Raw genomic sequence first — 12,909 nt, forward strand, 5'->3', positions numbered from 1 at the left:
CAATCCATATTCATCTCATAACATCAATATATTTGCAAACGATGTTTAAACAAATAATGGTTTAAAAGGTTTTTACCCATCTTAAAAATTGAATTTATGAATTTATTAGAAGCGCTGAACTGGCGATACGCAACAAAAAAAATGAGTGGGGCAGCGGTTCCACAGGAAAAAATTGATCAAATTACTGAAGCAGCGCGCCTGGCACCTACTTCATCTGGTCTTCAGCCTTTCAGGGTCATTGTGGTAAGCAATCCCGAACTGAAAGAGAAAATCAAACCCATTGCCTATGGTCAGACACAAATCACAGATGCATCTCAGCTCTTAATTTTTGCCGCATGGGATAAGTACACAGAGGAGAGGATCAGATCTGTATTCTCGCATGCCAATACGGAACGCGGAATGCCGGACGTTGCCCCTTCTGATTACGAAGTTCAGCTAACGGGCGGTTTGCTTTCAAAAACTGCGGAAGAAAACTTTGCCCATGCTACCAGACAGGCCTATATCGGCTTCGGTATGGCCATCGCCCAGGCGGCCTTGCTAAATGTTGATGCTACTCCGATGGAAGGTTTTAATAACGCACAGCTCGATGAGCTGCTGGGGCTTAAAGAAAGAGGTTTACGCAGTGTAACCATCCTGGCATTGGGCCAGAGGGCTGAAAGCGGTGACTGGCTGGTCAACCTTAAAAAGGTACGTACCCCCGCTGATCAGTTCCTGATACATTTCAATTAAGAATTCTGTACCGGATACATAAAGGGACGCAGCGCAATCTGGGTCCCTTTGTTGTTACCGGAAGATTTAATGTTCATTATAAATGTCAAAAAGTGTTAAAGCTCCTGCCAACATATGGAAGCTCCTGGTTAAATCAATATATTAGCACATTAATCTCGCATTATCAGATATTCATGAATTACTTAAAATTATCATTTGCATTTTTTATACTTTGTTTTTCTATAAATCTCAGTGCATCAGCTCAACAGGACACTGCCATTTTAAGCAACATTCTCAATAAATCAAAGATCATTGCCGAACGCTATCCTGCCGAAAAAGTTTATCTCCATTTTGATAAGCCTTATTACAGTGTAGCGGATACGATGTTTTTCAAGGCCTATCTTACTTATGAGCAGAACGTCCCTTCAGCCCTGAGCAAGGTGGTATACGTAGACCTGATCAACAGCCAGGATTCCATCGTGAAGTCACTCAAGCTGCCGGTAACCAATAGTGTGGCCTATGGAAGCCTGGAGCTGGACATGATCAATTTTAAACAGGGCAATTATCATGTAAGGGCCTATACCGTTTGGATGTTCAACTCAGATCCTGATTATTTTTTCACGAAAACCATTCCCATTGGTGAGGCGATCGATAAAAAGCTGATTACCCACATCAGTTATAACAATACGCAGACCGACAAAAGCCAGGTCATCGATGCACAGATCCAGTTTAAGAATTTAGATAAAATACCGGTGGCAGGCAAGTCCGTCAACTGGAACGTGACCTCGAATTATGAGGTCGTCAGCAAGGGCAGGGGCCTAACCGATCAGAACGGAATATTAAAAATCAGTATTGTTCCCCGTAAAAACGAATTCATTACTACCGGGAATCTGGTAACGGAGGTCAACATGGGCAACCAGGAGCCTCCGGTAACGGCCTCATTTGTACTGAAACCTGTAGTGGGTAAAAATGACATTCAATTCTTCCCCGAAGGTGGCGAGCTCATTAAAGGAGTTCCCACACAAGTAGCCTTTAAAGCGATTAACCAGAAAGGACTGGGTGTTGACCTGACCGGTACCCTTACAGATAACGACGGCAACCAGATCACCACATTTACTTCTTCACATCTGGGAATGGGCTCTTTTTATCTGAATGCCGAAGGTGCCAAAACTTACAAGGCAAACATTACCTTTAAGGATGGCTCAAAAAAGAGCTTTGACCTTCCAAAGGCCATAGAATCCGGAATCTCGATACAGGCTACGGCAAGTAATCCGGAATTGATTAATTTTAAGATCGTTGCAAATGATACCTATTTCCAGCAAAACCAGGGAAAGAGTATCTATATCGTTGCGCAAAACGGAGGCCGGATATATTATGCGGCACAATCAAAATTGCAGACACAGGTTACCGCCGCAAAGATCCCTGCGGATAAGTTTCCTTCAGGAATTATACAAATGTCGCTTTTTGCTGCCGATGGCCAGCCCATAAGTGAAAGGCTTGTTTTTGTACTGCATAAAAATGCGATGAACCTGACCTTAAAAACTGATCTCCCTGCGTACAAACCACGTCAGAAGGTAAGAATGACGGTTTCAGCCAAAGATTCTACACAACGACTGGTAGGTGATTTCTCTATCAGCGTTACCGATCTGCAAAAAGTTCCGGTTGACGAAAATACAGAAACCACCATTCTGAGCTCAGTCCTGCTCAGCTCAGATCTGAAAGGATTTGTGGAACGCCCCAATTATTATTTTATTAAAACGGATGAGAAAAAGCGTCAGGAACTGGACATCCTCATGCTCACACAGGGATACCGCCGTTTCTCCTATAAAGAGATCCTGGCAAACAGATTCCCTGTGACCACCTACATGCCTGAACAGGGTATTACAGTGACAGGTACGCTGAGAGACCGGACAGGGATGCCTGTAAAAAGAGGTGCCCTGCGCTTAACAAGCCCCGGCAGAACACTTTCTTCGGAAGCACTCACTTCAAATATGGGCCTCTTCACTTTTCCAAACCTCGTTTTTGAAGACGGTATGGAATTACTGATCAATGCCAAGTACAATGCCGCAGGAAGCAATATGATGATCATGCTGGACAATCCCCCCTTTCCGGAGGTGACAAAAAATCCATCGTCAGCAACTGAAATCGTAAATATTGACAGCACATTGTCTTCATATCTCGATAATAGCAAAAAACAATACAGTAACCTGCGTACGCTGAAGGAAGTAAAGATTACCGGTGCAACGGTTAAAAAACCAAGTCACCAGGATTATATTGCATTAACCGGACTGAGCATGATGGCCGATCATACAATTGACGGCGAACGCTTTAAGGACTGCAATGACCTGATTACCTGCCTTAAAACGCTGGCCGTAGGGATGACCTTTGATATCGATAAATTCTATGTAAGCCGCAGCTACAACCAGGGAGACAGGACACCGGTACAGATCTTTATCAATGGAAATGCCGTGGATGCAGTATCCGTAAGCAGTGTAATGCCTAATGATGTTGAATCGGTAGAGATCTTCACACAGGATCAGCTGGGAATCGTCTTTAAACAATACCAGTGTAATGGTGTGATCGTCATTAACACCAAAAAGGTAGAGAAGTCAAACATCAGCCTTGCTGACCTGAAAAAGATGATGCCGCAAAGCAACATGCTCAAATTCACTCCTAAAGGATATACAAAAGCAAGGGATTTTTATTCTCCTAAATACGTAACGCAAACAAGTTCATATACAGGCAATGACCTGCGGACAACAATCTACTGGAACCCTAAAGTCATTACCAATGCAGCCGGAGATACTGCGGTTGAGTTTTACAATGCCGATGGTAAAGGAACTTACCGGGCAGTTATTGAAGGAGTAGATGCAAATGGTAACGTTGGGCGGTTTGTCTACCGCTATACCGTGAAGTAGATTCTGCTTTGGGTTTTCTAAACCGGGATTAGTGCTCTCCTTAGATTAGCGGAGATCTTCCGGCTTCGCTGAAAAAAGTGATGACCTCTTTCGATGCTGACTGCTGCTGAAGCGCAGCCGAAGGCATCGAAAGAGGTCATCACTTTTTTTAAGTTTATCCTGTAGCATGGTGGCCCTGCATGGTGGCCCTGCATGATGGCCCTGCATGATGGCCCTGCATGGTGGCCCTGCATGGTGGCCCTGCATGGTGGCCCTGCATGGTGTGCCCTGCATGGTGGCCCTGCATGGTGGCCCTGCATGGTGGCCCTGCATGATGGCCCTGCGTGGTTCATATGGCAGGGATCAGACTGTCTGACGGAATTGTTTAATCCGGCGATAGGTTAGCGCACCAGTTAGAAGATCCCTTTGATGATCCTAAAAATAAAAGTATATACGATATGACGGCCTCAGCGTTCTTTTGCGCAGCAAATTAATGCAGCCGGAATATCGTATAACTTTTATTCAGCAGAAGGCAATCCTGAGATTATAAATCCAATTAAGCGCGTATAATTTTATTCAGAAGATAATCCTGAGCATACGAATCCGGGTACAGAAACTACAGGTCTTCACGATCACAAGGCAAACTACTGATCAAACTTACATTTGAGCCCTTCCTCAGTCATTACTCCTTCATATGGCGCATCCCCTGAATGATCATCTCCGCAATCCCACAAAGAATAACCCTGGAGATAGCGGTCAAGATCCCTGTCTATCTTTAATACCGCTCCTACCGGAACTTTCAGTACCAGTTCTATTTGCTGGTCACGCCAGTTTACATTTTTCATCAGGTGTAACTCAGGGCCGAATTTCAGCAGGGAATCTTGTTGCATGAAATCATAATGGATATTCTTTGCATGGTATAAAGCCGTTTCGAAGTTTATTCCTTTGGCACTATAACTTTCAGTGAGCGAAGGGGAACTGTCATCGCTCTTTTCAATCCTGACCGTCACATTCCTTGGCTGATTAAAGGGGCCGCGGTCATCAGTCTGGATGATCTTTCCGGTATATTCTGCAGAGTTTAACTGGTAACGCAAACTATCATCTTTGCTGAAAAAACGGGACCTGTCAAGGGATAACGTATACACCGGGAACGACTTGATAGGTATATTCTGTGTAAACTCAGCATCTTCTTTAAATTCCGTCGTGATCTTTGCTACATAAAAAATACCAACAGCAAGCCCGCAAAGCCAGATCAATAGCAGAGCATAAGAAAACATCCGGTTGACACTCCGGCTGTTAAATGCAACACGGACAGACAGCAGAATAAGTGAAAGCAACGGAATAGCCACAACAATAAACACAGCGATCACAAATGTGGTAAAGTAAGCTTCATCAACGATGTTCAGGGGAAAGATCCCGCTTGTCCCCGAATCCCAAAGCCCCAGTAATGCAGCGAGGACAATCAGAGCGGAAACCATCATTAACGATCCGCTGATCATAATGATAATGGCAATGAACTTAAAGATAGTCTTTCCGGCGCCCTGCATAAAAGCTCCCAGTACCTCTATAAATTCTGCAATAAAACTTCCCGAGTGTTTCACAAAAGGGCGCATCTGGTCGCCCGCACTCCTGAAATTCTCTTTCAGGTTGGACAGCTCCTCTTCAAAGTTCCTCTTAAACCCCTGCAGGTTGACAGCCTCGCCCTTCATGGCCATTCTTTCAGATCTCGTATAGGCTTTAGGAATGGATACCCATAAAATTAAATAGGCGATCAGTCCGGAGCCGCCAAGCAAAACACTCAGCACCGCCAGCACCCTCAATATGCTCACATCCATTCTCAGGTAATGGCTAAGACCTGAACAAACACCGGCAACCATAGCTTCTTCAGTGTCCCTGTAAATCTTTCTCTCCCCAAATCCGGCATAACCGGCATTGGTGTAACCTGCGGAAGGTTCATCATCAGATTCCTCTTCAAAGTCCTTCACAGAACCCATCAATTCAATCACCACCTGAACATCGGCCAGTTCAATTACCTGTTTCTGTTGCGTGTGCAACATCTCGGTGAACATCTCAGCGATTCTGTTTTCTATATCGCTTACAATTTCAAAATCATCGGCACTTTTACCAAAATGCTGTTTAACTTCTATCAGATAGCTATTGAGCAGTTCGCAGGCATCTTCTTCAATGTGAATGATAGAATTGCCAATATTTATATTCAGGGTCTTTTTCATAAGTTTATATGGTTTATCGGTTATGGAGCGGTCATCAGTATGGTTGCAGTTTGTAAGCTGAATGCTGATGATGGTTTCATGAGCTTAATTATTTTTTGATGCTTTTGACTGTGTAATAGCAAAGGATAATTCCTGCCAGGTTCCATCGAGCTGCGACAGGATCGAAACCCCGTCAGGCGTTAACGTATAATATTTGCGCGGGGGCCCGGAAGTAGACTCCACCCAGTTATAACTCAGTAGCCCGTTGTTCTTTAACCTGGTCAGCAAGGGATAAAGCGTGCCCTCTACAACCAATAATTTTGCCGACTTCAGTTCTGCGATAATATCAGAGGCATAAATTTCCCCCCGGGATATAATCAGGAGCACACAATATTCGAGTATGCCCTTTCGCATTTGTGTCTGTGTATTTTCTGCTATCATAAAACAAAGTTATGTGTTTCATATAGTAATATGCAATACATAGTACTGTATGGAATACAAAATACATATAACAATCTGATTACCAATGCATTTATTTTTACAGCCAACAACAATAAAGATGATATTCATCCGCGTTTCCTACAATTTTGTAGATATACCTGCCAAAATATTATTTTATGAGCACAGTAATAATGGTGTATCTTGAAAACAATATTCTACTTTTGCAGCTCAATAAAGAATAAGATTTTATGTTAAAGAAATCTATTGATCTCATTAAACTTGAAGCTGCTGAACAATCAGATAACTCACTGAAAAGAACATTAGGTCCTTTAAACCTGGTCTTAATCGGCGTGGGTTTAACCCTCGGCGCCGGCCTTTTCTCTATTACCGGTCTGGCTGCCGCAAATTATGCCGGGCCGGCAGTTACCCTTTCTTTCATCATTGCAGCACTGGGCTGCGGTTTTGCGGCCTTGTGTTATGCAGAGTTCGCCTCTATGATCCCCGTGGCAGGCAGTGCCTATACCTACTCCTACGCTACAATGGGCGAATTTTTTGCCTGGATCATTGGCTGGGACCTTGTGCTTGAATATTCTGTGGGATGCGCCACGGTGGCGATCAGCTGGTCGCAATACCTCACCCGCTTCCTCTCGTCATTCCATATCTACCTGCCTGCCCAGCTTACCCTTTCCCCGTTTGAAACCGCAAAATTGAGTGACGGAACTATTGTCCACGGCTGGATCAATATACCCGGGGCGCTGATTGTCATCCTCATGACGCTTGTTGTGATCCGCGGAACAAAAGGTTCTGCCATTGTAAACGGGGTAATTGTATTCCTGAAGGTAGGCGTAGTGCTGGTATTTATTGCTCTGGGCTGGCAATATATTGACCCGGCGAACTATAAGCCTTACATTCCGCAGAATACCGGGGAATTCGGTCATTTTGGCTGGAGTGGTGTGCTGCGCGGTGCTGCACTGGTGTTCTTTGTATTTATCGGTTTTGATGCAGTGGCCGCCTCTGCACAGGAAACAAAGAAACCATCCAGAGACCTGCCCATAGGCATCCTCGGCTCGCTGCTGGTATGTACAGTACTTTTTGGATTATTCGGCCATGTCATGACCGGCCTGGCAAACTATAAGGAATTTGCCAACAGCGGCGCCCCCGTTGCAATCGCTATAGAGAAAACACCATTTGCCTGGTTAAGCCAGGCCATTATTCTGGCCATTCTGATTGGTTATACCTCAGTGATCCTGATCGACCTGATGGCACAATCAAGGATGTTCTACTCGATCAGCCGTGACGGGCTGCTGCCGAAAGTGTTTTCAGAAGTACACCCGAAGTACAAGACCCCCTACAAATCAAATATCCTGCTCTGTGCATTCATTGCATTATTTGCAGCCTTTGTACCCATTACCGTTGTGGGCGAAATGACCAGCATAGGAACCTTACTGGCATTTCTGATGGTTTGTATCGGAATATTGATCCTGAGGAAGACCGATCCCGCAGCAGAGCGCCCTTTTAAAGTTCCCCTAGTACCCCTCATTCCTATCCTTGGCATACTGACCTGTTTGGGCATGATGGTCTTCATGCCATGGGAAACCTGGCTAAGGCTGGTGGTATGGCTGGCACTAGGCCTGGTGATCTACTTTTGTTATGGAAAAAAGAACAGTGTACTGAGAAAATCGTTGCATAAATAGTACAGTCCTGAGGCAACAAATGCGTGACAACATCTTAAATATCAAGCATATTAACAAAACAAGAAAAGCTTTGTCAACACAAAGAAAGAATTCTTAACATTTTAACAATGGGATTTTTTTTGGCGTAAGGTTTGTAATAGCATTTGTACGTCTGATATCTATTAAAATCATCTATCTATGCTAGCTAAAATGAATCTTCTTTTCCCAGCTTTTGCAAGGCAGGAGCGCGTGAGACAACCAAAAGCATTAAGCCATAAACAATGGATTAATGTAGATAGGATTGTAATGGTATTGTTATTTGCCGGAGTAATTGCAGGAGCGATAATTTTCTCCTGATCAACATAAGATCTTAAATAATAGATTAATTTTTTAGGGCTGTATCATAAATCATGATACAGCCTTTTTTTGTTTTTATTAATCGCTTATAAAAAGATAATTTACAGGCGCATGTAATACTGGAAAGATTCAATCAGTTATAACAATTTCTTTATAGCTGAGGCCGTATAATCCGTATTGGTTGGCGAGCCTGCATTTTTGTCTACAATATTTCCCTCCTTATCCACCAACATATAGGTGGGAAAAGTAGTTACACCCAGTTGACGTTCAAGCATGCCCTGCTGCTCATCAGGAAGCCGGTAGTGAATAACATGAGTACCGCTGAGCTGTAGATCATATATCATGTTTCTCCAGGTATCTTCAGGAGAACGATTAGCAAAGTACATAAAGATCACATCATTTGAGGCTAGTTTTTGTTTTAAAGCGTGAACCATTTTGAGGTCCCGTCTGCAGGGACTGCACCAGGTTCCCCAAAAATCAATATAAATGACCTTCCCTTTATACGGTTTTAGTAAAGCTTCTACAAGTCTCCTGGCGTCTTTACTGTCTTTTAACTGATCACTATTCTTCAGTCCTGCCTGATAGCTTTTACCCTCATTTGCAATAACCTTATAATGTGCCTGCATTTGCTCAATATGGTTGATTATATACGGGTTATTTACACTTCTCCGAAACGAAGTTAGTTTTTGACTGGCCAGTGGCTTGCGAAGCACCTCAAACCAGTAGTTATATCTGTTGCCCCACCATAACTCCCTTAAGTTTTGATTATGTAACACCGAATCTGCAAGGCGCATGTCAATAAAGTTTTTTTCAGCCTGTAAGATTTCAGCCGTATGCCTTACCAACGGATCATTATTCAATCGGTCTGCCCGATTACTGATTTCGGCTTTTACTTTCGATTGATCACCAGCGAACTTGAGCTTCTTCGCAAGCGTATCGATCACTGCGATTTGTGTTGCCAAACTGCCGGTCAATTTCCCATCATCCTGCAGCCGCTCTCCAATTTCGCTAAACAATACATTTTCGGCAGCATTATTTTCACTGAGATAACCCAGATAATCACTTATAAATCTTCCAAAATATCTCGTCATCGTATAGTCTGATGGATCATCCAGAGGGAACTTAACTTTTACGTAGTTAAAATATGCTTCCTGAAATCTTTGCACCGTGCGTCCGGATAAATCGAAACGATGCTGCATCAGATTGAATGCGAAGTCATATTTTTCTTCTGTTTGTTTATATTTTACAAACTTGTCTGAAATCCGGGGATACTGACTAATATGCTGACTGAGGTTGGCAAGCCGGCGTTGATAAACTTCTTCACATTGACGGAGATATTGCATATCATCCAGACCAGTCATTCCCGCTTTATCTATGGCAATAGGTGGATCTGTATATTGCCTGAGTTCATTATTCAGACGCGCATTATTCCCCATAAAAAGTACTTCTTTCGGGCGGTCAACATAGCTGCGGTAATTTTTCTTGTCTCTGGCGTTTGGCATATAATCTGCAATGTCCACAAATACAAAAAGTGTATCCCCCGGCGCTACTACAGCACGAATCCTGGTTCTCTTCCAATCTACATACAGTTCCTGAGTATTCATTACTGGAAACGTCAACTTAAAGGTACCCCGGTCATTCATATCAGCATAGTATTTTACTTCCTCTCCGGTTATAAAGTCTGCTATGGAAACTTCAAATGGAGAACGGAAAAACCGTTCCACAAACCCTTTGATACCCTGATCTAAGTTTCTGTAGTAACCAATGACAGTTACGGAATCAAGACTAAATCTGGGTTCATTAAAAGGCGTATGATCTGCAGTCGTATAGTCCGGATAACGATCTGGCATCAAAACATAATGGAATTTGGCCCCGTCCTCTTGTGTTATAGCAAGCTCGTTTTCAACTTCCTTTTCCAGATGCAACTTTATAATCTTTTCTTCCCTGATCAATACGAGATCTACAGCTCCCTTTGCCTGCGTTTTTACTTCTTTATACGTCCAGAAATTATTATGGTAAATGGCAAACTCCTCAAAAAAGCCGAATTGCCAGTTGTTATTCTCCTTATTTATCCAATTTCCAATGAATGGTCCTGATAAGCGTAACTTACTTGTTCGGGGGTATAAACATAAAAAAGCGATGGACAGGACGAGGATTGACAATACGGCCAATACAATTTTGACTTTATAACTTCCGATTGAGATCATAGTATTATCTGCAAACAATATATCTTAAAGTTAATAAATAATATTAACGTGAGCATATAGTTTTAGCAAAGCTATATCAGGTATTGAAAATATATAAAGATAATTCAATCTTAAAAAAAGCTATCAGCAAAATGAGTCCATGATTTGAATTTGCAGGCCGCTTTTTTTTACCTTTTTTGGCATGAAACGCCCGAATTAAAGTAACAACGTGTCAATGCGGTGTGCCTGTACACGCTGCTGCGATGCTGCCCAGGAGTAAATCGTAAAGTGACCATCCTGCGAGGCCACCATCGCCATTGCATCATTCTGGTCGTGCACAAACTGCGCGGCAGAAAGGTGCCGTGTTCCGCCTACCTTTGCGGCATGCATAGATACTGCCCCCCCGCCTGCAATAGGTTCAACAAAGGAGATATCTTCAATCAGGTCCTTGCCTTTAGCCCGGCCTATTTTAGCACCAAATGCAAGCAACTCAAACTCATCAGTAATAACTGTAGCACCATCTACCGCAGTTAACCCGGCAAGGTGCTCCACTTCCCTCCTCAGTGCCGTCTGCCAGAAGATCTGACTGGCTTCTTTACGTTCCTGCCTTAATAAGTTTGACAGCCCGCAAAATGAAGGCTGAATACCATACTGGACGGGCTTAATGATCGACTGTAACCAGTTCCCGGAGCCGTTTGGCACCACAAGCAGGGTTCCGCCACGCTGGTGGGAACGCATAGAGACCGCCAGCTGGATCATTACATTGACCGTGTCGTTCCAGTAAGAAGGAGCGGTAAGGTCCAGTAAGGAAAGCAGTATCGGCGGACAGTCGGGCAGTTTGGTGATGTTCCCTTCAACAATCTTGATCTGATCGCCTTTCAGCACCGCTATATTCGTGAATTTCCCAAATCCATAGATACGCCGGTGTTTAATGACCAGCAATGCAGGCTCCGAAACATCTACAACAAAACAAAAATTCGGAATGCTGGTTGTTGTGCCCCAAATATAAAGCTCATCCTCTTCCTGCCAGATGCCAAGGTGAATTCCCGCACGTTCTATTCCCGGTGCAATCTTAACCAGGGCATTCGGGCTCAGCGGAAGACGCTGCCTGAATAACAAGGGGTTACCGGCTTGTACCGGAGGCAAAAAAGCCAGTGATATTTTTGGGGAATGCCCCTCTTCCTTACGGATGCTCGCCCAAAAAGCCGCATCAATAATCGTTTCGATGATGATCGATGATGGCAAAGGAGCAAGATCTTCTTCTCCACTTTCCCGGGCAGAATTAAGATAACCGGCAAAAATAGCTTCAACTTCTGCAGCAACAGTGTGCGCCGCCCGGTAAGTAGGATTATAGATCATGGTTTAAAGTTAAGCTTTTCAGGCCAATCTTCCATCTCTGCGGCCGACAAAAAAGTCCAGGCAACAAAACGGCTTTGTTTCTGCCCCTGCGACATTTCGATGGTCTCCCATGCACTTACACCTGCCCTTTCAAGCGCATCATAAACCAGGGAAAGATGGGCGCTTTTAGAGACCAGGGTGGTAAACCAGCAGCACTGTGAACCTATTGCGGAACTCTCCCCTATCATATTCCGGATAAACTCAACCTCTCCGCCCTTACACCAGAGTTCGGAATGCTGCCCTCCGAAATTTAATACGGTTTCCCGGCCCTTCTGCTTACCCAGATTTCTTACTTTGCGCTGTGACCCGCTGCGTGCTTCCTCAGCCGAGGCATGAAAGGGAGGGTTACACATCGTGAGATCAAACAGTTCTCCGGGTTTTACGATTCCTGTGAAGATATGGGCGGCTGAATGCTGCAGCCTGAAAGCCAGATGTCCCTTTAGCGAAGGGTTAATCGCAGCGATATTTGTAGCTGAATCAATGGCCCTTTTGTCAACATCTGAACCCACAAACTCCCAGCCATACGCCTGGTGCCCGATGATAGGATAGATACAATTGGCGCCGACACCAATATCAAGGACTTTAACCCTATTCCCCTTAGGGATCACATTGCCATTTACAGCGGCCAGCAAATCGGCCAGGTAGTGTATATAATCAGCCCTTCCCGGTATTGGCGGACAAAGATAATTTTCAGGAATGTCCCAGTGTGTTATCCCGTAAAAGTGGCTTAACAGCGCCGCGTTAAGCGTCTTCACTGCATCGGGGTTGGAAAAATCAACAGATTGATCTCCGTAGGGATTAACGAATACGAACTTCTCCAGTTGCGGATAACTGCAGATTAATTCTGGAAAATCGTACCTGGAACGGTGCAGATTTCTGGGATGGAGCTCTTGTTTTTCAACGGACATAATTTAACGCTTACCTCAAAGGTAAGCGTTAATTGATATATTTCAGCGGTAAAGCCGCATTTGTATAACTGATTACTGCGCAAGAAGCCCTCCGTCAGCTGCATAAATAGACTGCAGTCCGTAAAATACGC

Annotated in this window: 9 protein-coding genes; 4 read left to right on the plus strand and 5 right to left on the minus strand. The window is 44.0% G+C overall.

Features of this window, described 5'->3' with window-relative positions:
* Nucleotides 1–96 precede the first annotated feature (96 nt).
* From BLW16_RS04385 to BLW16_RS04395, 3 genes are all read left to right on the plus strand, one after another.
* On the plus strand, nucleotides 97–729 hold the full coding sequence (locus tag BLW16_RS04385; RefSeq protein ID WP_090555357.1) for an NAD(P)H-dependent oxidoreductase: 633 nt from the start codon (nucleotides 97–99) through the stop codon (nucleotides 727–729).
* 173 nt (nucleotides 730–902) lie between these two features.
* On the plus strand, nucleotides 903–3,626 hold the full coding sequence (locus BLW16_RS04390) for a hypothetical protein (RefSeq protein ID WP_090555358.1): 2,724 nt from the start codon (nucleotides 903–905) through the stop codon (nucleotides 3,624–3,626).
* Between the two features lie 192 nt (nucleotides 3,627–3,818).
* Nucleotides 3,819–4,010, plus strand: a complete 192-nt coding sequence (locus tag BLW16_RS04395; RefSeq protein WP_090555359.1) for a hypothetical protein — start codon at nucleotides 3,819–3,821, stop codon at nucleotides 4,008–4,010.
* Between the two features lie 239 nt (nucleotides 4,011–4,249).
* On the opposite strand, the gene BLW16_RS04400 is transcribed toward BLW16_RS04395, so the two are convergent.
* Nucleotides 4,250–5,836: a PspC domain-containing protein gene (locus tag BLW16_RS04400; RefSeq protein ID WP_090555360.1), complete on the minus strand. Its 1,587-nt coding sequence runs from the start codon at nucleotides 5,834–5,836 to the stop codon at nucleotides 4,250–4,252.
* 84 nt (nucleotides 5,837–5,920) lie between these two features.
* The gene (locus tag BLW16_RS04405; RefSeq protein WP_090555361.1) at nucleotides 5,921–6,256 is read right to left on the minus strand and encodes a PadR family transcriptional regulator; all 336 of its coding nucleotides are present in this window, start codon (nucleotides 6,254–6,256) and stop codon (nucleotides 5,921–5,923) included.
* Nucleotides 6,257–6,504: 248 nt separating this feature from the next.
* Here BLW16_RS04405 and BLW16_RS04410 point away from each other — a divergent pair, with 248 nt between their 5' ends.
* Complete coding sequence (locus tag BLW16_RS04410; protein WP_090555362.1) at nucleotides 6,505–7,950, plus strand: amino acid permease; 1,446 nt, start codon at nucleotides 6,505–6,507, stop codon at nucleotides 7,948–7,950.
* Between the two features lie 473 nt (nucleotides 7,951–8,423).
* On the opposite strand, the gene BLW16_RS04415 is transcribed toward BLW16_RS04410, so the two are convergent.
* From BLW16_RS04415 to rlmF, 3 genes are all read right to left on the minus strand, one after another.
* Nucleotides 8,424–10,493: a TlpA family protein disulfide reductase gene (locus tag BLW16_RS04415; protein ID WP_090555363.1), complete on the minus strand. Its 2,070-nt coding sequence runs from the start codon at nucleotides 10,491–10,493 to the stop codon at nucleotides 8,424–8,426.
* Nucleotides 10,494–10,688: 195 nt separating this feature from the next.
* Nucleotides 10,689–11,831 (minus strand): putative sensor domain DACNV-containing protein, encoded by a 1,143-nt coding sequence (locus tag BLW16_RS04420; protein WP_090555364.1) that lies wholly within the window; start codon nucleotides 11,829–11,831, stop codon nucleotides 10,689–10,691.
* The gene (gene rlmF, locus BLW16_RS04425; RefSeq protein WP_090555365.1) at nucleotides 11,828–12,778 is read right to left on the minus strand and encodes a 23S rRNA (adenine(1618)-N(6))-methyltransferase RlmF; all 951 of its coding nucleotides are present in this window, start codon (nucleotides 12,776–12,778) and stop codon (nucleotides 11,828–11,830) included. Before rlmF ends, BLW16_RS04420 begins: the two co-directional genes overlap by 4 nt.
* Nucleotides 12,779–12,909 lie beyond the last annotated feature (131 nt).

Source organism: Pedobacter hartonius (assembly GCF_900107535.1).
In the GTDB taxonomy this organism is placed as follows: Bacteria; Bacteroidota; Bacteroidia; order Sphingobacteriales; family Sphingobacteriaceae; genus Pedobacter; species Pedobacter hartonius.